This is a genomic window from Rhizobium sp. 25PS6 (genome assembly GCF_032464655.1).
GTDB lineage: Bacteria > Pseudomonadota > Alphaproteobacteria > Rhizobiales > Rhizobiaceae > Rhizobium > Rhizobium laguerreae.
In genome coordinates, this window is the sequence record NZ_JAWDIV010000001.1 from 372,901 (window position 1) to 398,096 (window position 25,196).

The 25,196-nt window shown below is 61.7% G+C and carries 16 protein-coding genes and 1 pseudogene; 10 read left to right on the plus strand and 7 right to left on the minus strand.

Going from position 1 to position 25,196, the window contains the following annotated elements; genetic code table 11:
- Positions 1 to 54 precede the first annotated feature (54 nt).
- The 6 genes and pseudogenes from RWK44_RS01675 to RWK44_RS01700 all read left to right on the plus strand — a co-directional run bounded on the left by RWK44_RS01675 (position 55) and on the right by RWK44_RS01700 (position 8,031).
- Complete coding sequence (locus RWK44_RS01675; RefSeq protein WP_316028276.1) at positions 55 to 1,128, plus strand: efflux RND transporter periplasmic adaptor subunit; 1,074 nt, start codon at positions 55 to 57, stop codon at positions 1,126 to 1,128.
- Complete coding sequence (locus tag RWK44_RS01680; protein ID WP_316028277.1) at positions 1,125 to 2,210, plus strand: efflux RND transporter periplasmic adaptor subunit; 1,086 nt, start codon at positions 1,125 to 1,127, stop codon at positions 2,208 to 2,210. The genes RWK44_RS01675 and RWK44_RS01680 overlap by 4 nt, the downstream gene beginning before the upstream one ends.
- Positions 2,207 to 5,281, plus strand: coding sequence for an efflux RND transporter permease subunit (locus RWK44_RS01685; RefSeq protein ID WP_316028278.1), 3,075 nt, complete (start codon positions 2,207 to 2,209; stop codon positions 5,279 to 5,281). The genes RWK44_RS01680 and RWK44_RS01685 overlap by 4 nt, the downstream gene beginning before the upstream one ends.
- 271 nt (positions 5,282 to 5,552) lie before the next feature.
- Complete coding sequence (locus RWK44_RS01690) at positions 5,553 to 6,632, plus strand: alpha/beta hydrolase (protein ID WP_245503807.1); 1,080 nt, start codon at positions 5,553 to 5,555, stop codon at positions 6,630 to 6,632.
- Positions 6,633 to 6,639: 7 nt separating this feature from the next.
- A pseudogene (locus tag RWK44_RS01695) lies at positions 6,640 to 6,780 on the plus strand (allantoin permease); the annotation flags it as partial.
- Between the two features lie 207 nt (positions 6,781 to 6,987).
- A complete protein-coding gene (locus RWK44_RS01700) occupies positions 6,988 to 8,031 on the plus strand; it encodes a magnesium and cobalt transport protein CorA (protein WP_131662709.1) in 1,044 nt (347 codons plus the stop codon).
- Positions 8,032 to 8,130: 99 nt separating this feature from the next.
- Here RWK44_RS01700 and RWK44_RS01705 read toward each other — a convergent pair whose 3' ends face one another.
- Both RWK44_RS01705 and RWK44_RS01710 read right to left on the minus strand, forming a co-directional pair.
- Positions 8,131 to 8,901, minus strand: coding sequence for an aminoglycoside phosphotransferase family protein (locus tag RWK44_RS01705; protein ID WP_316028279.1), 771 nt, complete (start codon positions 8,899 to 8,901; stop codon positions 8,131 to 8,133).
- The gene (locus RWK44_RS01710) at positions 8,898 to 9,803 is read right to left on the minus strand and encodes an MBL fold metallo-hydrolase (RefSeq protein WP_222060766.1); all 906 of its coding nucleotides are present in this window, start codon (positions 9,801 to 9,803) and stop codon (positions 8,898 to 8,900) included. The genes RWK44_RS01705 and RWK44_RS01710 overlap by 4 nt, the downstream gene beginning before the upstream one ends.
- Before the next feature lie 336 nt (positions 9,804 to 10,139).
- Here RWK44_RS01710 and RWK44_RS01715 point away from each other — a divergent pair, with 336 nt between their 5' ends.
- The 3 genes from RWK44_RS01715 to glgB are packed head-to-tail and all read left to right on the plus strand — an operon-like array spanning position 10,140 to position 18,853.
- Positions 10,140 to 13,364 carry an alpha-1,4-glucan--maltose-1-phosphate maltosyltransferase gene (locus tag RWK44_RS01715; protein ID WP_222060765.1) on the plus strand — a complete coding sequence of 1,075 codons (3,225 nt, stop codon included), beginning with the start codon at positions 10,140 to 10,142 and terminating at the stop codon, positions 13,362 to 13,364.
- A complete protein-coding gene (gene treS, locus RWK44_RS01720; protein ID WP_222060764.1) occupies positions 13,365 to 16,646 on the plus strand; it encodes a maltose alpha-D-glucosyltransferase in 3,282 nt (1,093 codons plus the stop codon).
- Positions 16,643 to 18,853, plus strand: coding sequence for a 1,4-alpha-glucan branching protein GlgB (gene glgB / locus RWK44_RS01725; RefSeq protein ID WP_316028280.1), 2,211 nt, complete (start codon positions 16,643 to 16,645; stop codon positions 18,851 to 18,853). The genes treS and glgB overlap by 4 nt, the downstream gene beginning before the upstream one ends.
- A 7-nt stretch (positions 18,854 to 18,860) precedes the next feature.
- Here glgB and RWK44_RS01730 read toward each other — a convergent pair whose 3' ends face one another.
- Together RWK44_RS01730 and RWK44_RS01735 are read right to left on the minus strand one after the other, a co-directional pair.
- The gene (locus RWK44_RS01730; RefSeq protein WP_222060762.1) at positions 18,861 to 20,489 is read right to left on the minus strand and encodes a thiamine pyrophosphate-dependent enzyme; all 1,629 of its coding nucleotides are present in this window, start codon (positions 20,487 to 20,489) and stop codon (positions 18,861 to 18,863) included.
- Positions 20,486 to 21,661, minus strand: coding sequence for an amino acid aminotransferase (locus RWK44_RS01735; protein ID WP_131662716.1), 1,176 nt, complete (start codon positions 21,659 to 21,661; stop codon positions 20,486 to 20,488). The genes RWK44_RS01730 and RWK44_RS01735 overlap by 4 nt, the downstream gene beginning before the upstream one ends.
- A gap of 153 nt (positions 21,662 to 21,814) precedes the next feature.
- On the opposite strand from RWK44_RS01735, the gene RWK44_RS01740 reads away from it, so the two are divergent.
- A complete protein-coding gene (locus RWK44_RS01740) occupies positions 21,815 to 22,282 on the plus strand; it encodes an Lrp/AsnC family transcriptional regulator (protein WP_025397191.1) in 468 nt (155 codons plus the stop codon).
- Positions 22,283 to 22,291: 9 nt separating this feature from the next.
- On the opposite strand, the gene RWK44_RS01745 is transcribed toward RWK44_RS01740, so the two are convergent.
- Genes RWK44_RS01745 through RWK44_RS01755 form a run of 3 tightly spaced genes read right to left on the minus strand, consistent with a single transcriptional unit; the run spans position 22,292 to position 25,112 of the window.
- Complete coding sequence (locus tag RWK44_RS01745) at positions 22,292 to 23,053, minus strand: ABC transporter ATP-binding protein (RefSeq protein ID WP_131641280.1); 762 nt, start codon at positions 23,051 to 23,053, stop codon at positions 22,292 to 22,294.
- The gene (locus RWK44_RS01750; RefSeq protein WP_025397193.1) at positions 23,050 to 24,090 is read right to left on the minus strand and encodes a FecCD family ABC transporter permease; all 1,041 of its coding nucleotides are present in this window, start codon (positions 24,088 to 24,090) and stop codon (positions 23,050 to 23,052) included. The genes RWK44_RS01745 and RWK44_RS01750 overlap by 4 nt, the downstream gene beginning before the upstream one ends.
- A complete protein-coding gene (locus RWK44_RS01755; RefSeq protein WP_221996658.1) occupies positions 24,087 to 25,112 on the minus strand; it encodes an ABC transporter substrate-binding protein in 1,026 nt (341 codons plus the stop codon). Before RWK44_RS01755 ends, RWK44_RS01750 begins: the two co-directional genes overlap by 4 nt.
- Between the last annotated feature and the right edge of the window lie 84 nt (positions 25,113 to 25,196).

Below are 25,196 nucleotides of genomic sequence, written 5' to 3' on the forward strand. Positions count from 1 at the left end.
ACTAATCCGTCAGTCAATTATATAGGAGCTGCCGTTGAGAGCAAGAGGTCAACTATGAGAACCATTCTGGTCGCCACAGCGATCGTATGCGCCATCGGTCTCGGATCATGCAGCGATGCAAGCGGGCCGACCGAGCCCACCCCGCGGCAGATCTCCGTCGTCGTTGCCAAGCCCGAGCCGCTGGTTCAGGGCGGCGCGGTCACCGGCGAAGTCCGCGCCCGTGTCCAGACCGATCTGTCCTTCCGCGTCAGCGGCAAGATCATCGAGCGGCTGGTCGACGTCGGGCAGTCGGTAAAGGCAGGGCAGCTCCTGGCGCGCATCGATCCGGAAGAACAGAAGGCCGACTTGGATGTGGCGGCCGCCAATCTTCAGTCGGCTGAGGCCCAGCAGACCCAGGCGCAGCTTGCATACGACCGCCAGCAGAGCCTGTTTCGAACGCAGGTGACGACGCGTGCCGCACTCGACCAGGCGCAGGAGGCGCTTCTGACCGCGCAGGCATCGACGAAGTCGGCGCAGGCGCTGTTGGAAACCGCTCAGGATACCTTGTCTTACACAGAGCTGAAGGCGGACGCCGACGGGATGATCACCGCCCGCAATGCCGAGGTCGGGCAGGTGGCGCAAGCCGCCCAAGTCGTCTTCACTCTTGCCCATGACGGTGACCGCGATGCCGTCTTCGAAGTGGTCGAAAGTGCGTTCCTGCGCCCGATCGACGGCGACGGAATCGTGACCCTTCTGTCGAACCCGACGCAGAAGATCACGGCGAAGATCCGCGAAATTTCGCCGACGATCGATTCCTCCACCGGAACCATCAGGGTCAAGGTGGCGATATCGAGCGATGCTCCCATTCCCCTGGGCGCTCCCGTCGTCGGAAGATTCAATTACGTCTCGCAGGACGTCATTCAGCTTCCCTGGTCAGCCATGACGTCCAAGGGCGGCAAGCCGGCCGTCTGGATCGTCGATCCCGCATCGTCGGCGGTTTCGGCAAGGGCAGTAGATGTCGCCGGCTACGAGACCGGCAGCTTCATCGTGAAGTCAGGCGTGTCGGAAGGAGATGTCGTGGTGACCGACGGGACCAAATTCCTCAGGCCGGGTGAAATCGTGTCTTATGGCAAGGAAGCTTCCAAGTGAGTATTCATCTCAACATAGTCGCACTGATGGTGGGCACGGCCCTGATCTCCTCCTGCGCGCCGCAGGAGGAGGAGAAGGTGGAGGCGCCCCGTCCCGTGCTGTCGATGACAGTCAAGCAGACGCCCGCTACGAGCCTGGGCCTGACCGGTACGATCGAACCGACGATCGAGACCGAACTCGGCTTTCGGATTCTCGGGCGGATGATCGCCCGCAACGTCAATGTCGGCGATCTCGTCAAGAAGCATGACGTCGTTGCCGCCATCGATCCGCTGGCGCTCGAGCTTGCCGTACGCAACGCTCAGTCGGACGTCGAAAACAGCGACGCCCAACTCAGAAACGCGGTGACCACCGAGCAGCGCCAGCGCGCTCTGTTGGCGTCGCGCTCCGGCACCGAAGCCTCGCTCGAAGAGGCCGAGCAGGCAAGGCGAACCGCCGCAGCCGCCGTCGCCAAGGCGCAGGCCAATCTCGACAAGGCCAAGGAGCAACTCGGTTATGCGCAGCTTCGGGCGGAATTCGACGGTGTTGTGACGGCGACCTCGGCCGAGGTTGGCCAGGTGGTGTCGGCCGGCCAGACGGTCGTCACCATCGCCCGGCCGGACAAGCGCGACGCCGTTGTCGACGTGCCGCAGGCCGCCGCCCAGAAACTGAAGACCGGCGCGCCCTTCGAGGTGACGCTGCAGCTCGATCCGACCATCCGCACGTCCGGGATTGTGCGTGAAATAGCACCGGAGGCGGAGACCTCTACCCGCACGAGCAGGACCAAGATCGCGCTCACCAATCCGCCCGAAGCCTTCAGGCTCGGCTCGGTCATCACAGCCTCGGCAACCATCGCCGCGGATCCAGAGATCGTGCTGCCTTCCTCGGCAATCATTGCTGGCAGCGACGGCCCGAGCGTCTGGATCGTCGATGCGCCTGCCAGGAAAGTATCGATTCGCCGCGTGAAGATCGACGGTGACGTCGAAGACGGCGGCACCGTCCGCGTCACCGAGGGGCTCGCCCCCGGAGAAAGGGTGGTCGTGGCAGGCGTGCATAAACTTGAAGATGGCCAGACCATCAGGATCGACCAGGAGATCAGCCAGTGAAGTCCTTCAACCTTTCCGACTGGGCGCTCGAACACCGTTCGCTCGTCTGGTACTTCATGATCGTCTTCATTCTCGCAGGCGCCTTCTCTTACGTGAAGCTCGGCCGCGAAGAAGACCCGAACTTCACGATCAAGACGATGGTAATTACCGCCCAGTGGCCCGGCGCCTCCGCCGAAGAAGTGACGCGGCAGGTGACCGACAGGATCGAGAAGAAGCTCCAGGAACTGGAATCGCTGGACTATACCAAGAGCGAGACCGTTGCCGGCCAGACGACCGTCTTCGTCGAGCTGCTGCCGACGACCAAGGCAAAGGATGTCGCTCCCACCTGGCTGCGCATCCGCAACATGATCGCCGACATCAAGGGCGATTTCCCGACCGGAGTCGTCGGTCCCTTCTTCAACGATCGCTTCGGCGACGTGTTCGGAAACATCTACGCCTTCACCAGCGACGGCCTTACCCAGCGCCAACTTCGCGATCTCGTGGAAAATGCCCGCTCCGAAGTCCTGACCGTGCCCAATGTCGGCAAGGTCGATGTGGTCGGCGCCCAGGACGAGGCGATCTATCTCGAATTCTCCACGCGCCAGATCGCCGCCCTCGGGATCGACCAGCAGTCGGTCATCCAGACCTTGCAGGCGCAGAATGCTGTCACGCAGTCCGGCTTCGTTGACGCCGGGCCGGAACGCATCGCATTGCGGGTCAGTGGGCAATTCACCTCCGAGGACAGTCTGCGATCGATCAATCTTCGGATAAACAACCGCTTCTTTCCGCTGAGCGACGTGGCCACGATCAAACGCGGCTACGTGGATCCGCCCTCGTCGCTGTTCCGCTTCAACGGTCAGCCGGCGATCGGGCTTGCGATCGGCATGAAGCAGGGCGCCAATCTTCTGGAGTTCGGCGAGGGGCTCGACGCGCAGATGAAACGTGTCGTCGCTGACCTTCCGATCGGCGTGGACGTCCACCGGGTTTCCGATCAGCCGGCCGTTGTCGACGAAGCGGTGTCCGGATTTACCCGCGCGCTCTTCGAAGCGATCGTCATCGTGCTGATCATCAGCTTCATCAGCCTCGGTCTTCGCGCCGGCATGGTGGTGGCGATCTCCATACCTCTCGTGCTCGCCATCACCTTCGTGGTGATGGAGTATTCCGGCATTTCGCTTCAGCGCATCTCGCTCGGCGCGCTCATCATCGCGCTCGGCCTGCTTGTCGACGACGCCATGATCGCCGTCGAGATGATGGTGGCCCGCCTGGAGGCGGGCGACGATCTCAGGAAGGCCGCCACCCACGTTTATACGTCGACCGCCTTTCCGATGCTGACGGGAACGCTCGTCACCGTAGCGGGCTTCATTCCGGTTGGTCTCAACAACAGCGCTGCCGGTGAATTCACCTTCACGCTTTTCGTGGTCATCGCGGTTTCGCTGATCGTCTCCTGGGTGGTGGCGGTGCTGTTCACGCCGCTTCTCGGCGTCACGATCCTGCCGAAGACGATGAAATCGCATCACGAGAAGAAGGGCCGCTTCGCCGCGGTCTTCTCCTGGCTCCTGGGTCTGGCGATGCGCTGGCGCTGGGTCACCATCATTCTGACGGTCGGCGTCTTCGCGCTTTCGATTGGCGGCATGGGACTGGTGCAGCAGCAGTTCTTCCCGAACTCGGACAGGACCGAGCTCGTCATCGACTGGAACCTGCCTCACAACAGCTCGATTGCCGAGACCGACAGACAGATGGCCAAGTTCGAAAAGGAGATGCTTGCCGACAACAAGGATATCGACCACTGGACGACCTATGTCGGCCAGGGCGCACCGCGCTTCATCCTGTCCTTCGACGTGCAGACGCCGGACGTATCGTTCGGACAGACGATCATCGTCACCAAAGGGCTCGAGGTGCGCGATAAGGTCCGGGCGGAGCTGCAGGACTATCTGACGAAAACCTTTCCCGGCACCGACGCCTTCGTCAAGCTTCTCGACATCGGTCCGCCGGTCGGCAAGCCGGTCCAATACCGGATCAGCGGCCCCGATATTCAAAAGGTCCGCGACATCTCCCAGCAGTTCGAAGGTGCGGTCGGTTCGCATCCGCTTCTGGCGAATATGGTCCTGGACTGGAACGAGCCCTCCCGCGTGGTGAAGGTCGATGTCCTGCAGGACAAGGCGCGCCAGCTCGGGGTCTCCTCCGAGGATATCGCGACCGCGCTTAACGGCATCGTCGAAGGCTCTACGGCGACGCAGGTTCGCGACGACATATACCTGATCAATGTCATCGGCCGCGCTAGGGCTTCCGAGCGCGACTCCATCCAGACGCTGCAGAACCTGCAGCTCTCCACCTCCAATGGCAAGGTCGTGCCGCTCTCCGCCGTGGCGAATTTCCGCTACGAGCTCGAGCAGCCGACGATCTGGCGTCGCGACCGCCAGCCCACCATTACGCTCCAGGCCGCCGTTATCGGTTCGACACAGCCGGCGACGATCGTCGAACAGCTGAAGCCGAAGGTGGAAGAGTTCCAGAAAGGCCTTCCGGTGGGATACAAGGTGGAAGTGGGAGGCGCGGTCGAATCCAGCGCCGAGGCCCAGGGGCCGATCGTCGCCGTGGCGCCGCTGATGTTGTTTACGATGGCGACGATCCTGATGATCCAGCTGCAAAGCTTCAGCCGCCTCTTCCTGGTGTTCGCCGTCGCGCCGACCGCCCTGATCGGCGTGGTCGCAGCACTTTTGCTGAGCAATGCTCCCATGGGCTTCGTCGCGATCCTCGGCGTGCTGGCGCTGATCGGCATCCTGATCCGCAACTCCGTCATCCTAGTCGTCCAGATCGAGCATCTGCGCAGTGAAGGAATGGCGCCCTGGCAGGCGGTCATCGAGGCCACTGAGCACCGCATGCGGCCGATCATGCTGACGGCCGCGGCGGCCACGCTGGCGCTGATCCCGATCTCGCGCGAGATCTTCTGGGGGCCGATGGCCTACGCCATGATGGGCGGCATCGTCGTCGGAACAGCACTCACGCTGCTGTTCCTGCCTGCGCTCTACGTCGCGTGGTTCAGGATTCCGAGGGACGAAGGCGTTCGAGCCGGAGCCGCGGCGGCAGAGGTATGACGCAGTCTTCGACGGCCATCGCCCACGGCCGCCGCGGCGGCCGCTGCAACACGGGCCGCGATAAAATGTGTGGGGTGGCGCAGGCGATGCCATCCCACGCGGGAACGAACGACGTGCCGTATGACGAGATTGGCTGAAGCATGCGCCCGAGAGCCTTGATCCCAGGGGAAATTTATCGATGACGGAACGGTATTCTCCGGAGCCCTCGAAGGCAGGTCACCGAGAGCTCCTGAAGACCGGGCCGGCCATCATTGTCGCGATCGGCTTGGCGATGCTTGCAGGCTGTGCGACGAGACCATTGCCGGACGTATTGAAGCCGGTTCATCTGACGACTCATGCCGAAAAGGCCCCGGTCAGCGTGAACGTGCTCGTAGCGACCAACAGAACTCCCGACAGCATACGGGGCGGGTTCGGCAGCGCGTGGGCCGATAATCTCACCTATGAGCAGTATGGGTTTTCGGTCCCTCCCGACCGAAAGGACACCGCGATCACATATCCGACCGCGACCCCGGATCCCGAACGGCAATTTGCCGTCATCAGGCGCAAGCAGCTTGCAAAGGACGCCTTCGTAGAGGAGGCGCTCCGCTCCACGCAGTCCGACGGCACCGTCGGCATCTTCGTGCATGGCTACAACTACAGTTATCAGGAGGCGCTGTTTCGCACCGCGCAGATTGCCGCGGATGCCAATATTCCGGGCTCTCCGATTCTGTTTTCCTGGCCTTCGGCCGCCGCCGTCGCCGGCTATGTCGCCGACCGCGATGCCGCCCTCTCCTCGCGTAGCGACCTCGACTCGCTTGTTACGTCGCTCTCGGCTTCAGGAAAGGTGAAACGCATCATCCTTTTCGGACATAGCATGGGCGGATTCCTGGTCATGGAAACGGTGCGCCAGCTCGAACTGCAGCATCGCGACGACGTCGTCGGCAAACTGGCGGTGATCCTGGCCGCCCCTGACATCGACGTCGATGTTTTCCGGTCCCAGCTGAAGGATATCGGGCGGATGCCGATCCCGATATCCCTTCTCGTTTCGAAAGATGACCGGGCGCTCGTCGCTTCGAGCTTCATAGCGCGAGAGCGGGCGCGCGTCGGACGCCTCGATATCGACGATCCCGTCATCAGGGAGGCTGCCTTGAAGGAAAGGCTTCGGGTCATCGACATCACGTCGATCCAGGCATCCGACGGGCTGGGACACGACCGCTACGCATCGCTCGCCAAGTTCGGAGCGCAGCTTGCCTCCTTCGAAAGCGGCAGGCGGTCGACCGCCGGCGACGTTGGCGCCTATGTCTTCGACGCCGCCGGCGCCGCGGTCGCAAGTCCGTTTCGTCTGGCCGGGCGTGTCGTCGGCTCGCAATGATGAGATTTCCTCGATCCTGCCGACCTTCACCACCATCCTGACGGATTGGTGGGGCACCTACGGCCGGTTCTTCGGCGTCGCCATCGGCGGAGCGATCTATTTCGTGTTGAGAATGGGCGCGCGGCGCAAGCCGGCCTTTGCGTCGTGACCAAATGAAAGGCGCGCGGCAATCGCCGGGCGCCTTTCATGACGCTGCCCGGCGCCTGGCCAGATGAAGGCGGCTGGTCAAACCCGGTACCGACGCAGTGATGCATGTTTTACGAAATAGCATTATGATCGGCTGAGCGCCTGACCGGCGAAGGGATTGGCCCCGCGGATATATGATCCCGTGCGGCCATGGAGAGGATAGCTGGATTTGGAACGGCTGAAGGATCTGAACGGTATTTCCGCGCTGGCAGACGGGGGCTCCACATCGCCTCCGTATGAACGGCCCGGCGTCGTGGCCGCCGCCGTTTATCAGCAGGGGCAACGCATTCGCGACATCAGGATAGAAGAGGCCGGCGAATGGCGAAGCCGGGAGAACGCTGTCGTCTGGATCGGCCTGCACGAGCCGGATGAAGTGCTGCTGCATCAGGTCCAGGCCGAGTTCAATCTCCATGCCCTGGCGATCGAGGATGCGGCGCAGCCCCACCAGCGCCCGAAACTGGAAATTTACGGCGACGCGATGTTCATCGTCGCCCGGACCGCCCATATGAAGGATGACGAAATCGTCTTCGGCGAAACGCATCTGTTCGTTGGTCGCGGTTATGTCGTCTCCGTTCGCCACGGCGACTCGTCCTCCTATCTGGCGGTGCGGCAGCGATGCGAGGCCACGCCGTCAGCACTTGCCCATGGCGAGAACTATATTCTCTATTCCATCCTCGATTTCATCGTCGACAACTACATGCCGGTCATCGAGGTCGTGCAGGAGGAGGTCGAGAAGCTCGAGGATCTGGTGCTTCGCGAACAGCTGGAAAAGTCCGACATCGAGCGGCTTTACCTGTTACGGCGCAAGCTGCTGCGGCTGCGCAACGCCGTGGTGCCGCTCGTCGACGTCTGCCGGCGATACGAGCACATCGATCTTCCCGGCATGGATCCGACTCTCCAATCGCTGTTTCGCGACGTGACCGACCACGTCCGCCGGGTTCAGGAAGATATCGATGCATTGCGCGAGGTCCTCGCCTTCGCCTTCGAGGCCAGCGTGATGATCGGCCAGACGGAGCAGACGGCGATTGCACGCAAGCTCGCCGCCTGGGCGGCAATCCTCGCCGTTCCCACCGCGATCGCCGGCATCTACGGAATGAACTTCAACGAGATGCCGGAATTGAAATTCCGGTATGGCTATTTCTTCGTGCTCGGTGTCATCGCGTTCTTGTGCCTGTTCCTCTTCACTTTCTTCCGTCGGAGGAAGTGGCTCTAAATATGGGACGAGTCACTGACGTCTGGCGGTTCCTCTTCGGCTCCTAAACATGAGGGGCACAGACAAGCAAAGCGGGACATTCAGCTTGCCGAAGGCGCGTCAGCACAGGGCTTTGAGCAGCCGATCCCCATGGCTTCGAACATCGTCCATATCGCTCAAATACAGTCGGGCATCTCCGGCAACCACGTCCTCCATGAACGTCTCATCTCCGGCGGCCGCACTTGCCAGCATGAAATCGACGAGCGCCTGCAGCCGCTGGCAGATCATCTCAGGGAGCTGGAGCCGGTCTTCCATCGTCGCGCCATATGCCGTGCAGAAGATTTCCGCCCGGCGCAACTGACCGTCGAGGCCGAAGGTCACGTGCGGATTAGTGGGATCGGAAAGCGGCGCCCAGCGGTAAACCGAGTAGGCCAGATCCCACAGGCGCGGCGCGGGATGGGCGGTGTCGAAATCGATGATCCCGACAGCTTCATGGTCTGCCGTCGCGACATTGTAGGGCGCATAGTCGCCGTGGCATATGATCTCGCGCGGCTCCTGTGGCGGCAGCATCCATGTCTGGATCTGGCGATCCGATTCGAGAAACCCTTGAGATGCCGAGTAAAAATCGCGCAGAAGCTTGGCTGCGGAAAGCAGCGTGCGTTCCGACCCGACAAATTGGTCGCTCAGGTCTTCGCAGACGCGCCCGGTGACATAAGTGATGACTTCCTGGTTTCCGCCAATTTCAATCGGATCCGGCGCTCCCGGAAAGCCTCTGCTCCTGAGATGGCGCAAAAAACGGTGCACCGTCGGCGTCCATGCGCCGGAAGGCCGTACGACGGTATCGCCGTCCTGCCAGATCTGCCCGGTTCGTCCGCCCTCCAACAGTTTCACGTTCCGGCCCCCTGACGTTCCTTATGCGAATTCAGTTTTTCGATATGGGCCTGAACCGTGGCGCCAAGGTTTGTCTCATGGCAGTTCCGGTAGAACGCCACGACGTCGGAGGCCATTCCGTCGGGGATGGGGGCGAAGTCTTCAAGCCGCAGGCCGCTTGAACTGCCGAGTTGCGGATCGGCCAGCTGGCTCTCACTCAAACTGCCGACACGATCGGCCAGGGCTCGGAAATAGGCGAGGTTGCCATCCACCGCCGAAGGAGAGTGCGTCCGGCCATGCGCAGGGATGACCAGTCTTGCATTGAGGTCACGTATCCGCTCGAGCGAGGAGCGGATCAAGCGCAGGTCGCCTGCACTTTTGCTCCAGACTTCGGGGATGGGATATTCCACCGCGTCGACGGCCAGGCAGATGCGAAGTTCGGGAATCCATACGGCGATATGGTCGGGCGTGTGTCCCGGCGTATGAATGAGTTCCAGCGTCAGATCACCGCCATTGAGGGTCATCGAGCCGGAGAAGGTAATATCGGGACCGATGAGGTCGACGTTTCGAAACCTCGACTCCCGGCTCGCCTTGTCCCTCAGGACCTCCTGTGCGGAAGGGTCGCGTAAACGGTCGAGCGCGGCGGCATGCGCGATAATCGGAGCGCGCGCAGCAATGGCGGCATTTCCCCAGAAATGATCCCAATCCATGTGCGAATTGATGACGATCAGCGGACGAGTGTTCGTCTGTTCCCCCAGCAGGTCCAGCGCCGCCGTGGAGAGTTCGGGCGTGCCGAGCGTATCGATCAGCACATTGAACCTTTCGGTCCGGACAAACACGGCATCAACCTCGTCCCCCGCCCTGACGATCACGATTCGATCATCGAGTTCGGGATATGAACACAATTCCACCGATGGATTCATGTCTGGCCGCCTCTATTGCAATCGCAGTGATTTCATTCGGATACATCAAGTCTCGTTCGGGCGCCTGATCTTTCAGAACGGTGCGGGGCGGCGAGGGGGCTTCTGTCGGCAGCCAAATGGGTCATCGTCCCAGAAAGCGCAAGACTATTCAATTATGTCGCGAACCTTCAAGGTCCGTCTGCGCAGTTCAAGGCTTTTGACGCGCGTATCGAGCGCGTTCCATCGGTCCCGCGCCGGTACGGTCGGCGATGTCTGGCGCAACCTGAATTGAAACTTTCGGTGGAACAACGTCGGGCAACAGAAGTTTGCCTTCAAACCAAACTCGAGCGGCGGCCGATGTCATTCTCTCCAAACCAGGGTGTGTTGAGCGCCCCACCCCGGATCTATTATGTCAATCCACTCCTTCTTCAGGGTATCGACGCGTGGCGCGAGGTATTTGACCACGCGGCGGATACCGGTTTCGACCGTGTGCTGACGGCACCTCTATTCGATAGGGGCGGGGAGCGCAGCATCTTTGCCTCCCAGGATCTGAATCGCCTTGATCCTCAACTGTCGCTCGGAAGCGCAATCGAGGATGGGGTGGGACGCTTGGCGGAGGCCGCCCGCAAGAGCGGCATCGCCTTGATGATGGACCTGATGCTCGACGGCAAGGCCCGGAATTCCGAGGCGGGCTTTCGCCCCGTCGATCCGAGACGCTCACCATTGGATCCGGTGGAACCGATGACTGCGATGGAGGCGGAGTCTCAATCCCGGCTGTTGGAAGAATGGACCGAACGGCTTCAACAATTGGCCGGTCTAGGCCTCTCTGGCTATCGGGTGCTCGGGATCGATCGCATTGCGCCGGTGGCTTTCAAATCGCTGATTTCCGCGGTGCGCGAGAAGGCGGACGCGCAATTCCTCGCCTGGACGCCCGGCACTGATTTCGGGGTGAGGGAGGCGGTCAAGAATACAGGCTTCGATGGATGTTTTTCATCGATGGCCTGGTGGGATTTTGACGAGAGATGGTTCATCGAAGAACACCGCGTCCAGAAGCAGCTTGGCTGGCAGATCGCTTTTCCCGAGCCGCCATTCGCCAGGCGGATCGCGCACGGAACCGAGAGTCGCGAAATCCTCGAACGGCGGGCCACAAGGGCGCTGCGCCTTGCCGCCTCGCTGGGCGGCGGCCTGATGGTTCCGATAGGCTTCGAATATGGCGCCGCCACACCGCTCGATCCGATCCATGGGAATGGAACGGGCTTGCGGGGGCTGCGCCATGATCTCGCTTTCGATATCTCCTCCGAAATTCGCCTTGCGAACACGGAGATCGGCAAGGCTCCCCATGTGTTTGCATCATCGCTTCGGCTCATCCGCAATGCCAACGGACCGGTCTCAGCGCTGCTGCAATCGGCGGCGGAAGATCTTCGCAGCGCCGAGAATGTGCGGTTCATCCTGCTCAACAGGGACCTGCGGAAAAGTGCGCCCGCTCCAGTGACCGCACTGCGTGAAGCGGCCTCCGGTTTTCTTCCCGCCGCAGCCGATGGTACGGCTCTGCGGTTGCGGGCAGGGGAAACCCTGGTGATCGAAGGCAAGGCGCCGGCGCCGATCACATCCCAGCTGATCCTCGACGTCGAGCAGGCGACGGCATCGCCGCGGCTCGCCATCGAAAACATCATGCCGCGGGTCGATGACGGGCGCTTTCCCGTCAAACGGGTGGTCGGCGACATCCTCACCGTCGAGGCGGATATATTCGCCGATGGCCACGACCCGATCGCCGCGGTCCTGCTCTGGCGGCCGCTCGATGCGGCGGACTGGAACGAGACAGAGATGCAACTGGTCGAAAACGACCGCTGGCGTGCCGAATTCCTGCTGGAACGCACCGGACGCTATGAATTTGCCGTCGAGGCATGGAAGAACCCGTTTGCGATCTTTCGCTACGAACTGACGAAGAAGAACGATGCCAGGCTGGACCTGAAGCTCGAACTCCAGGAGGGGTTGAACCTGGTTCGCTCGGCTGAGACGCATGCAGGTGCCGCGCTCGGCGCCGAATTGAAGGCCCTCGTCAGCAGTCTCGAAAGCGCCTCGGATGCCGAGCGCACGGCGATCCTGCTCGATGCCCGAACATCGGAATTGATGAACAAGGCGGACAAGCGGCCATTTCGGCTGCGCTCGACGGCAAGCGCCGTCGATGCCGAACGCAAGGCGGCTGCCTTTGCCAGCTGGTACCAAATCTTTCCGCGCTCGCAGAGCGGCGATCCGGACCGGCACGGCACCTTCGACGACGTCATCCCGAGATTGCCCGCCATCCGTGACATGGGCTTCGACGTACTCTATTTCCCGCCGATTCATCCGATCGGCTCGACCAACCGGAAAGGCCGCAACAACAGCCTGAAAGCCGGGCCGGGCGACCCCGGAAGCCCTTATGCCATCGGCTCCGAGGACGGCGGCCACGATGCCATCCATCCCGAGCTCGGCGAGTTCGAGGATTTCCGCCGGCTGGTCGAGGCGGCAGGCCGGCATGGCCTGGAGATTGCTCTCGACCTCGCGATCCAGGCGTCGCCGGATCACCCCTGGCTGAAGGAGCATCCCGGCTGGTTCGACTGGCGTCCCGACGGTACGATCAAATATGCGGAAAACCCGCCGAAGAAATACGAGGACATTGTCAACGTCGATTTTTATACAAAAGATGCGCTGCCTTCACTATGGGTGGAGCTCAGGGATATCGTCCAGCTTTGGGTGGACCAGGGCGTCAAGCTGTTTCGCGTCGACAATCCGCACACCAAGCCCTTTCCGTTCTGGGAATGGCTGATCGGCGATATCAGGGGCCGTCATCCCGATGTCGTCTTCCTGTCGGAGGCCTTCACCAAGCCGAAGGTCATGTACCGGCTGGCAAAGATCGGCTTCTCGCAGTCCTACACCTATTTCACCTGGCGCAATGCCAAGTGGGAGCTCGAGCAATATATGCGGGAGCTGACGGAGACGGCGCCGAAGGAATTCTTCCGCCCGCATTTCTTCGTCAACACGCATGATATCAATCCGGATTTCCTGCAGAACGCGCCGCGCCCGGCCTTCCTGATCCGCGCAGCACTTGCCGCCACCCTGTCGGGATTATGGGGCGTTTATAACGGTTTCGAACTTTGCGAGGGGCGTCCCGATGCCAAGCGCAAGGAATATGCCGACAGCGAGAAATACGAAATCCGCGCCTGGGACTACGACCGCCCGGGCAATATCATCGCTGAGATCAGGATGCTCAACCGCATCCGGAACGAAAATCTTGCCCTGCATTCGCATCTCGGGCTGACGCTGCTAAACGCCTCGAATGACAACATTTTGTTCTTCGAGAAGGCGAGCCGCGCCCGCGACAATGTTTTGTTGATCGCCATCAGTCTCGACCCCCACAATTTCCAGCAGAGCGACGTCGAGCTGCCGCTCTGGAAGTGGTCGCTCGGAGACGGTGGAGCGCTCGACGCCGAAGACTTGGTCGCTGGGCATCGTTTCAAGTGGACCGGCAAATGGCAGAGCATCAGTCTCAATCCTGAGGTCCTGCCCTATGCGATCTGGCGTATTCGCTCAAGGGAGGCATGAATGGACACGATGAATGCAGATAGCGTGCCGCAGCCGCTCTGGTACAAGGATGCGATTATCTACCAGCTGCACATCAAGTCGTTCTACGACGCCAATGGCGACGGGGTTGGCGACTTTGCCGGCCTGCACCAGAAGCTCGATCACATCGCAGCCCTTGGCGTCAATGCCATCTGGCTTTTGCCTTTCTTTCCCTCTCCGCGCCGAGACGACGGCTACGACATCGCCGACTATGGCAGTGTCAGCTCCGATTACGGAACGGTGGAGGACTTCCGGGCTTTCGTCGACGCCGCCCACCAGCGCAATATCCGCGTCATCATCGAACTTGTCATCAATCACACCTCCGATCAGCATCCCTGGTTCCAGCGCGCGCGCCAGGCGCCGGCGGGATCGCCAGAGCGCGACTTCTACGTCTGGTCCGATACCGATCAGAAATTTCCGGAAACGCGGATCATTTTCATCGATACGGAAAAATCCAACTGGACATGGGACGCGGTCGCCGGCGCCTATTACTGGCACCGTTTCTATTCCCATCAGCCCGACCTCAATTTCGATAGCCCCCTCGTCATGGAGGAATTGCTGAGGGTGATGCGCTTCTGGCTGGAAACCGGCATTGACGGTTTTCGTCTCGACGCGATCCCCTACCTCGTCGAGCGCGAGGGGACGATCAACGAAAATCTGCCGGAAACCCACGCAATCCTCAAACGCATACGCGCCGCGCTCGATGCCACCCACCCCGGCGTGATGCTGCTTGCCGAGGCCAATCAATGGCCGGAGGATACGCGCGAATATTTCGGAGAAGGTGACGAATGCCACATGGCCTTCCACTTCCCGCTGATGCCGCGCATGTATATGGCCATCGCCAAGGAGGACCGGTTTCCCATCACCGATATCCTGCGCCAGACGCCTGAAATTCCCGACAACTGCCAATGGGCGATCTTCCTTCGCAATCACGACGAGCTGACGCTCGAAATGGTGACCGACGCCGAGCGGGACTATCTCTGGGAGACCTACGCGTCCGACAAACGTGCTCGCATCAATCTCGGCATAAGGCGGCGCTTGGCGCCGCTGATGGAGCGCGATCGCCGGCGGATCGAGCTGATGAACGCGCTTCTTCTCTCGATGCCCGGAACGCCGGTGATTTATTACGGCGACGAGATCGGCATGGGCGACAATATTTATCTCGGTGACCGCGATGGGGTGAGGACGCCGATGCAATGGTCTCCGGACCGCAATGGCGGTTTCTCCCGGACGGATCCGGCGCGTCTCGTCCTGCCGCCGATTGCCGACCCGCTTTATGGTTTCGAGGCCGTCAACGTCGAGGCGCAGAGCACGGATGCGCATTCGCTGCTCAACTGGACACGCAAGATGCTGGCGCTGCGCGGCAGGCATCCGGCCTTCGGGCGCGGTTCGCTGCGGTTCCTCTCGCCGGAGAATCGCAAGATCCTCGCCTATCTGCGGGAATATGACGGCGAAACCTTAATGTGCGTCGCAAACCTCTCGCGGCTGCCCCAGGCCGTCGAACTCGACCTGTCGAGTTTCGAGGGCCGCGTGCCGATCGAATTGACCGGCATGTCGCCCTTCCCACCGATCGGCCAGCTGACCTATCTGCTGACATTGCCGCCTTACGGCTTCTTCTGGTTCCAGCTGGCGGCCGATGCCGATCCGCCGGCATGGCGCACGGCACCCCCCGAACAGCTTCCCGATCTGGTGACCATGGTCATCCGCCGCGGCCTGCTCGATCTTGTCGATGAACCCGCGCATGCGCGCGTCCTCAGCACCGAAATCCTGCCGGCCTACCTCGCGAAGCGGCGGTGGTTCGGGGCAAAGGATCAGGCGCTTCAGGCAGCACGCCTGATCTCCGCAACGCCCATCCCCTTTGCCGACGGTATCGTTCTCGGCGAATTGGAAGCCGTACTGCCGAACCACAGCGAATCCTACCAGCTGCCGCTGGCAGTCGCCTGGGACGATGCGCAGCCATCCGCGCTGACCCAGCAACTGGCGCTCGCACGGGTTCGCCAGGGCCGGCGCGTCGGCTTCCTGACGGACGGATTTGCCTTGGAGGCGATGGCACGCGGCATCCTGCGCGGGCTTGCCGACCGCTCGCGCATCACCGGCCGTACCGGCACTCTCGAATTTCTCGGCACGGAGCGGCTCGACCGCCTCGCCGTTACCGACGATCTCGCGGTCCATTGGCTTTCGGCCGAGCAGTCCAACAGCTCGCTGATTGTCGGCGACGTCGCGATGATCAAACTGATCAGGCACATCTTTCCGGGAATTCATCCGGAGGTCGAGATGACGCGCTATCTCACCCGCGCCGGCTATGAACACACTGCCCCGTTGCTCGGCGAGGTCGCGCATACCGATTCCGGCGGACGCCGTTCGACCTTGATCATCGTCCAGGGCGCGATCCGCAACCAGGGCGACGCCTGGAACTGGATGTTGAACAATCTGCGCCGTGGGGCAGACGAACTCGTGCTGAACGACCCGGCGGTCCAACCGGGCGATGACGTCTTTCGGCCGTTGATCAGCTTCGTCGCGATGGTCGGCCTCAGGCTCGGCGAGCTGCATGTCGTGCTCGCCGGGGATACCGGGGACGAGGCCTTCAGCCCGGTGGTATCAGGCGACAGTGAGGTCGAAGCGATAAAGAAGGCCGTTGCCGGCGAGGTCGCCTATGCTCTATCGAAGCTCGACGAACGCGCGGAGAATGCCGATCCCGCCATCGACCTGCTTGCGGCACCGCTTCTCGAGCGCCGCTCCGAACTCATCGAGCTCGCCGCGACGCTGGCGGGGAGCGCCCGCCATACGCTGATGACGCGCACGCATGGCGATTTTCATCTTGGCCAGATCCTCGTCAGCGAAGGCGATGCCGTCATCATCGACTTCGAGGGCGAGCCCGCGAAAAACCTGACCGAGCGCCGGGCCAAGACAAACCCGCTGCGTGATGTCGCCGGGCTTTTGAGATCGCTGAGCTATCTCGTGGCCACCGCTCAGCTCGATAACGACGCGGTCATCGAACATGAGAACGAAGTCCGGCGCGAGGCGATCGCCCGCTTCGGGCGCCATGCTGAGGAGGCCTTTCTCGATGCCTATTCGCAGGCGGTCGCCGTATCGAAGGAGCTTGACATGCCAGCCAATCAAAGACGGAGGGTCCTCGATGCCTTTCTTCTCGAAAAGGCCGCCTACGAGATCGCCTATGAAGCCCGCAACAGGCCGAAATGGCTTCCGATCCCGCTATCCGGCTTTGCCGAGATCGTATCGCGTCTGGCGGGGGTCAAGGCATGAATGTTGAGCGCTCGGAACTCCTGGCGGGCATCGGACAGGATGCGCTATGGGCCTTGATCGAGGGGCGCCATGGCGATCCCTTTTCGATCCTCGGCCCCCACGAAAGCGGCGGCATGACGATCGTGCGGGTATATCTGCCTGGCGCGGAAGCGGTCGATCTCATCGAGGCGGCGAGCGGTCGGGTGGTGGCGCCGTTCAGTATCGCCCACCCGTCCGGCCTGTTTGCAGCGGCCGCCGCCTCGAGGACAGGATACCGGCTGCGGATCACATGGCCGGATGCAGTGCAGATCACCGAGGATCCCTACAGTTTCGGCCTGCTGCTCGGAGAGCTCGACCTCCATCTGATATCGGAGGGCACCCACTATAGTCTCAGCCGGACGCTCGGCGCGGCGGCGATGTCGATCGACGGTGTATCGGGCGTCCGTTTCGCCGTGTGGGCCCCGAATGCGCGCCGCGTCTCGGTTGTCGGCGACTTCAACGCCTGGGATGGGCGGCGAAATCCGATGCGGCTGAGACAGTCGGCGGGCGTCTGGGAGCTGTTTATTCCGCGGCTGGCACCCGGCGAAAGATACAAGTTTGAGATCGTCGATGCTGAGGGGACCTGCCTGCCGCAAAAGGCCGATCCGGTGGCAAGGGCGAGCGAGGCCGCTCCGTCCACCGCCTCCATCGTCGCATCGTCGACTCCGTTCAGATGGACTGATGACGGCTGGATGAAGGGCCGGTCCCGGCAAGACAGGCTGGAAGGTGCGTTCTCGGTCTATGAGGTGCACGTCGGCTCCTGGCTTCGCGATCAAAAGGACGGCAACAGGTCGCTCGACTGGGTCGAACTCAGCCAGCGGCTGGTTCCCTATGTCAGCGACATGGGCTTTACCCATATCGAGCTGCTGCCGATCATGGAGCATCCGTTCGGCGGCTCCTGGGGCTATCAGCCGCTCGGCCTTTTCGCTCCGACCGGCCGATATGGGACGCCTGAGGATTTCGCCTATTTCATCGACCGGTGTCATGGCGCCGGGATCGGCGTCATCCTCGACTGGGTTCCGGCGCATTTTCCCACCGACGTCTGGGGGCTTGCCCGCTTCGACGGCAGCGCGCTCTACGAACACGAAGATCCGCGCGAAGGCTTTCACCGCGACTGGAACACGCTGATCTACAATCTCGGCCGCAACGAGGTGAAAGGATTCCTGATCGCCAGTGCGCTGGAATGGCTGGAGCGCTACCATATCGACGGTTTGCGGGTCGACGCCGTTGCCTCGATGCTCTACCGCGACTACAGCCGCAATGAAGGCGAATGGATTCCCAACCAATATGGCGGTCGCGAGAATCTGGAAGCCGTCGAATTCTTCAAGCACCTGAACAGCATCATTCACGAGCGCTGCCCACACGCGATGACGATCGCCGAGGAATCGACGGCCTGGCCCGGGGTGACGAAGCCGCCGGAGCAAGGGGGGCTGGGCTTCGACATCAAATGGAACATGGGCTGGATGCATGACAGCCTGAGCTACATCGAGAAGGATCCGATTTACCGGAGTTACGCCCATGGCACGATGACCTTCGGCATGATCTATGCCTATTCCGAACGCTTCATTCTGCCGATTTCGCATGACGAGGTCGTCTACGGAAAGGGCTCGCTGCTGACGAAGATGCCGGGCGACGAATGGCAGAAATTCGCCAATCTGCGCAGCTATCTCGCCTTCATGTGGGGCCATCCCGGCAAGAAGCTCTTGTTCATGGGGAGCGAAGTCGCTCAGCCTGGCGAGTGGTACCATGACGGGTCGGTGACCTGGGATGTGCTGGACCGGCCTCAGCATGCAGGAATTCAGCGGCTGGTGAAGGATCTGAACGGCCTTTACGCGGACGAGCCGGCATTGCAGTTCGGCGACTTTCATCCCGAGGGTTTCGAATGGGCGGCAGCCGACGACGCCGTCAATTCCGTCCTCGGAATGCTCCGTTATGCGCCCGATCGCGCTTCGTCGGTGCTGGTCATGTCGAACTTCACGCCGGTGCCGCGTTACGGCTACAGGATCGGCGTGCCGCAGGACGGGGTGTGGATCGAGCGGATTACCACGGATGCGCGGGAATATGGCGGCTCGGGCCTTGTCAATGGCGCCGTGTCGAGCGAGCCCATTCCCGCACACGGCAGGCCCGTCTCCCTGTCGCTGACGCTGCCGCCGCTGGCGACGATCTTTCTCAAGGGACCGTCATTTTGATCGGGTTTCATTCGGTGTGCGGAGCCGGATGAATGAAAGGCCAAGGGCTCGCCTCGGATCCCTTCTCGATGGGAACCTCGATGAGAACAGGTTCGTCGAGAGATAGGGCTTTCTCGATCGCGTGTTTCAATTCGCCGGGGCTCGTCACCTTGAATGCTCGAATGCCGAAGCTCTCGCCAAGCGCGACAAAATCTGGATTGGTCAGCTCCGAGCCAAGATAGCGGCCTTTATACGCCTGCTTCTGGTCACGCAGTACGTTGCCATAGGCCGAATTGTTGAAGACGATGGCGATGACATTGATCTTATGCTGGACGGCGGTAGCGAGTTCCTGAACCCCGAACATGAAGCCGCCATCGCCGGAAACAGAGATAACGGCCTTGTCGGGATTGGCGACTTTCACGCCCAAGGCCGTGTTGAAGCCGAAACCCAGATTGTCCTGATAGCCGCATGTGACGTACTGACGAGGGGCATAGACCGGGAATGCAAATCGGGCGGTAAAACCCATCTGGCAGATTTCCTCGACGAAGAAGCCGTCCCTTGGCAGGGCTTCGCGAATGGCATCGAGATAGACCAGTTGCGGCTGCACTGCCGAGAAGCGAGACCTTGCCTTTTCGTTGAGCTCGGCAAATTCGCGCGTGCGATCCTTGCGGCTGGAACCTGCCAGCGCATCGAGCAGAGCCTGCGTTCCCTCCTTGGCATCCGAGACGATGCCGACATCGGGCTTGAGACGGACCATCTCGGTTGGATCGATATCGATGCGGATCACCTTGAGATCCTTGGGAAGCCACTTCCATCGCATGAACTGCAATTCCAGCCGGCTGCCGATCCCGATCAGAACATCAGTATTCTTCCAATATTCGTAGGCGGCGACGAAATTCAGGTAGTTGGGGTGGTCGTCGGCGACGATGCCCTTGCCGGAGCGATGGGACGTGACCGGCGACTGCAGCAATTCCGCAAGAGCAGCGATTTCCGCTCCAGCATCCACCGCGCCGCCACCAACCATGATCATCGGGTTGCTGGCACCTGATATCAGTGCCGCCGCGGCAGCGACCTGATCAGGGTTGACGGCCGGATGAGGTGCTCTCGTGCCAACCGGCAGATCGGTTTCTGGGCCGAATTGCCCGAACACGTCCCATGGCGCTTCGACCGCTCCTGGACCCTGGCGGCCGGAGAGCATTTTGGCGACGACCTCGGCCGTGACAGGACCGGTTTCGGACTGGTGATTGATCCGCTCCGCCGTTTTCGTAATCCCGCGCATCGTAGCGAGCTGATCCGGCAGTTCGTGCAACTGTCCTCTGCCTTGACCGATCAGGTGGGACATGATGTTGCCGGTGATGCACAGCACCGGGGCATTGGCGCCGTAAGCGGTGCAGAGCGCCGCGCCGGAATTGAGGACGCCTGGGCCTGGAACGACGGTATAGGCGCCGATCTGGCCGGTGGATTTGGCATAGCCATAGGCCATGTAACCGGCGCCCTGTTCGTGTCTGGTGTGAATGAACCGAATTCTGTCACCGGCACCGTAGAGGGCATCGTTAAAATCATACATGTGGGCGCCGGGGATGCCGAATACGGTGTCGATCCCATGGGCGACGAGTGAACGGGTCATCGCCTGACCGGTCGTTTCTTTCCTGCTCATTTCAGGCAGCCTTCGGCCCGGAGCGCCGCGACGATGGCGTCGGCGTCTGCCGGTTGCATGCCCGCGAGATTCATACGCCCGGAATCCGCCATGTAGATGCCGTGCCTGGCCCGGAGGGCCGCAGCCGTTTCTTTGGACATGGAAAGATTGGAAAACAGGCCGCGTTGCCGGCGGATGAAGGTCAGATCGAGAGCCGCGGCGGCCAGCGCTGCACGATTGCCGTTGACGCGCAGGCACATCTCTTCGAGCTCAGCGCGCCACATGGCCGACATCTCTTCGCTTTCGAGAATGGACCTGACGACCGCGGCTCCATGATCGGGCGGCATGGACCAGTTGACTCGAGCAAGTGCCGCAATGTTACTTTCGGCCTTCCTGAGGGCATCCTCATTGCGGGTCATGACATAGAGCGCGCCGACACGCTCGCGATAAAGACCGAAATTCTTGTCGCAGGAATAGGCGATCAGCGCCTCATCAACCGCCTCGAGGATCATGCGCGTCGGCGCGGCGTCCTGTTCGAGGCCGTCGCCGAGGCCCTGATAGGCGAGATCGATGAACGGCACCAGCCGATGCGCAACGAGAATCTCGGTAATCTGCCGCCACTGTTCCATGGTGAAATCGATGCCGGTCGGGTTGTGGCAGCAACCGTGAAGCAGCACGACGTCGCCTTCCCGAGCGGAAGACAAGCAGGCGACCACGCTTTCGAATTTCACCTGCTGCGACATCAGGTCAACGAAAGCGTACTCCTTTACCGGCAAGCGCGCCGAGCTGAAGATCGGCGCATGATTTGGCCAGCTTGGCGTCCCGAGCAGAAGCTTGGCCGATGGATTTGCCGCTTGGATGAGCTCAGCACCGAGACGCAGGGCGCCGCTTCCACCGGGTGTCTGAATGCCGACAAGGCGTTGAGCAAACGTCGGCGATTTTCCGAAGATGATGGGCTGCAGGAGGCGCACGAATTGCAGGTCACCTTCCGGGCCAAGATATTTCTTGCTGTCCTGGGTCTCCAGGAGAAACTGCTCCGCTGCCTTTACGGCACGCATCACCGGCGTGCGTCCCATGGAGTCACGATAAACCCCAACCCCCAGGTCGATTTTCCCAGGGCGATCGTCGGCCTGGAAGGCCTTGATGAGAGCAAGCAGGCTGTCGGCTGGCCGACTGTTCAGTTCGTCAAACACAAGTCCACCTCGTTTCCGTAATTCTGGCTCGCAGACTAGCGGAACTTTCGCGACGAATTTCTGCGATTATCTCCCTGTAACGACGCATCTATGCAGACAATCAGCGCGATATGGCTATGATGTGCAGAAATTCACCGTCCGAGGAGGGTGGCCATGCTTGACCCATTCGATATCAAATTGCTCGCCGCTCTCCAGCAAAACAGCGAGCTGACGCAGAACGAACTCTCTCTGAAGGTCAATCTCTCCGCGACCCAGTGCGCACGCCGTTTGGAAAGGCTGCGCAACGAGCAATATATCCAGAGTGTCGTCGCCATCCTCAATCCCGTGAAACTGGGTTTCACCGTCGTTGCCCATACGCTCGTCAGCTTGAGAGCGCATACGGAAGGCGGAAACGAGCAGCTTCATCGTTTCATCGAGACCGCGCCGGAAATCCTGGAGTGCTATTCGCAGACCGGTGACGCCGACTTTCTGATGAAGGTCATGACGCGCGACCTCGAACATCTCAGCCAATTTCTGGAAAGAATGATCCGGGTCACTGACAATCTGGCATCGGTGAAGTCAAGCATCGTCCTCAAGACACTGAAAAAGACGACCGCTTTGCCGCTGCAGATCGTGACGTGAGAGCCGCTCTCACCTGAGATAATGGATATGCGGGCGCGAGTGATAGGGTGAGGCTTCGATGCGGGCTTCGACGGAAAAGACATCCTTTAGAAGCTCCTCGCTCAACACGTCCTGCGGCGCGCCGGAGGCGACGATCCTGCCATGCTGCAGGATGATCAGCTCATCGCAGAACATGGCGGCATGGTTGAGATCGTGCAGGGCCACGATGCTGGTGATCGGCAGGCCGGAGACGAGCCGCATCAGCCCGATCTGATGCTGGATATCGAGATGATTTGTCGGCTCGTCGAGGATCAGCTCCTGCGGCGACTGGGCAAGCGCCCTTGCGATATGCGTCCGCTGCTTTTCGCCGCCCGACAGGTTCAGCCAGCGATCGTCGCGCTTCTCCGCCATGCCGGCGCGCGTCAGCGCCTCTTCAACCGCCTCTTCGTCGGCCCTCGTCCAGCCTGAAAACATAGACCGGTGCGGGAAACGGCCGAGCTTGACGACATCGACGACCCGCAGATTGGCATTCGTCGTGGCGTGCTGCTCGACGAAGGCGATCCGCCGGGCGATCGAGCGGCGGCTGATCGTGCCGATGTCGCTGCGGTCGAGCGTGACGCGGCCGGAATGCGGCCGTTTTAGGCCGGCGAGAAGCCGCAGCAACGAGGTTTTGCCCGAGCCGTTCGGCCCGAGCAGGCCGAGCATCCTGCCGGGTGGCGCCTCCAGGGAGACACCCTCCAGGATCGTTTTCCTGCCAATTTTCCAGGTGAGGTTGTCGGCCTTGATGCTCATGACGCGCGCTGGAACCGGTAGAGGATAATCGAGAAGAAGGGAACGCCGACCAAGGCCGTGACGACGCCGATCGGCAGGATCTGGCCGGGAATGAGGGCACGTGCGGCGATGTCGGCGAACACCATGAAGATCGCCCCCGCGATGGCGCAGGCCGGCAGGAGACGAATGTGGAGCGGCCCGACGATGAAGCGGGCGACATGCGGCACGACGAGGCCGACGAAGCCGATCGAGCCCACCATGCTGACGATCGTCGCCGTCATCATCGCGGTCAGCGCGAAAAGTGCCATGCGGGCGCGCCCGACATTGACGCCGAGCGAGGATGCCGCTTCGTCGCCGAAAGCGAAGGCGTCGAGCACGCGGGCGTAGAACAGACAGGCGGCGAGGCCGAACCCGACGACGACCGAGACCAGCGCGAATTCCGGCCAGCGCACGCCGCCGAAACTGCCGAGCAGCCAGAACATGACGTCGCGGGCCTGCTGCGCATTGGCCGAGGTGGTGACGATGTAGGAGGTCGAGGCGTTGAAGAGCTGCGATGCGGCGACGCCGGCAAGGATGGTGCGATCCGCGCCGCCGCGCGTGCCGTTCGAGAGCAGCGCCACGAAGAAGAAGGCTGCGAAAGCGCCGGCAAATGCGCCGGCCGAGAGCGACACCGCGCCCGAGCCGATCCCCAGGATGACAATCGCGACGGCGCCGGTAGAGGCGCCGGCGGAGATGCCGAGCACATAGGGTTCGGCAAGCGGGTTGCGCAGCAGCGACTGCATGATGGCGCCCGACAGCGCCAGACCCGCGCCGCAGAAGGCGGCCACGAGCGCCCGGCTGAGCCGATAATCCCAGATGACGGTCTCATGGATGCGGTTCAGTTCGACCGCGGTCCATCCCAGCCGGTTGGTGACGGCCGAAAACGTGGTTGCAAGCGGGATCGGCAGGTCGCCGATCCCGACGCTGACGCCGATGGCGATAGCGATGAGGCAGAAAGAGGCGAGGAGCAGTGCGAGGATGGCTCCCAGCTGCCGGAAGATACGGCCCGCTTCCGTCACTTCAACAGACCGAGAGCCTTCAGCTGGCCGGCCACCTGCTCAGCGCCGTAGACCGTGCGGACGGTCGGGTTCATGGCCTGGCCGTCCATGATCACGATCGCCTTGTTCTTGACGGCAGCGATCTGGCTGACGGCCGGATCGGTGTTCAGGAAATTGATCTTGGCCTCCGGCTTATCGAGCTCCCAACGGTTGCGGTCGAGACTGGCGACGACGATGACGTCGGGACTGGAGGCGATGATGCCTTCCCAGCCGAGCGTCGGCCATTCCGCTTCCGCTGATATCGCGTTGTGTCCGCCGAGCAGGTCGGCGATGAAGCCGGACGCGCTGTTCTTGCCGCCGAGATAGGCGTCGGCCGACGGGCTGGGGCTGGAGAACCAGAAGACGTAGGAAAGGTTCTTGCCGTCCTTCGAAACGCTCCCGCGAAGCTTGGCTTCGCGCGCCTTGAAGTCGGCGATCAGCGCCTGACCGCGATCGGCGACGTCGAAGATCTGCGAGAGTTCGTCGATCTCCTTGTAGAGAAGATCCATGTTCCACAGCTCGGCGCGGCTGCCGTACTGGTCCTTGACGTCCTTGGTGCTGAGGCAGGTGCTGGGCGAGAGATAGGTCGCGACGCCCACCTTGTCGAAATCCTCGCGCTTGGCGACCTTGCTGTTCGGCCCGACCAGGCTCGGCAGAGCCACCGCCACGAAATCGGGATTTTCGGCGAGGATCGATTCGAAGGTCGGCATCTCGACGGTCAGAAGCTTGACCTTGGCATTGGCTTCTGCAAGCTGCGGCAGGACCTTGCTCGGCCAGAAGGCCGTGCCGGCCATCTTGTCCTCGAGGCCGAGCAGCAGCAGGATTTCAGCGCTGTTTTGGCCGAGGCCGATCGCCCGTTCGGGCGCCTTCCGGAAAGTCACCTGCGCGCCGCAGTTTTCCAGGATCAGCGGGTAGGTCGTCGAACCGGCCAGAGACGGATTTGCGGCAAGGCCGATCATGGCGGAGAGGCCGCAGGCGGCCAGAAGCGATTTGAGGCTGGTCACGTAGAGATCCCGGTGCGTGAGTGTGTACGGCCGGGGTATAGCCACAGGAGCCGCCGAGAAACAAGACCGAATGGATCAACTTAT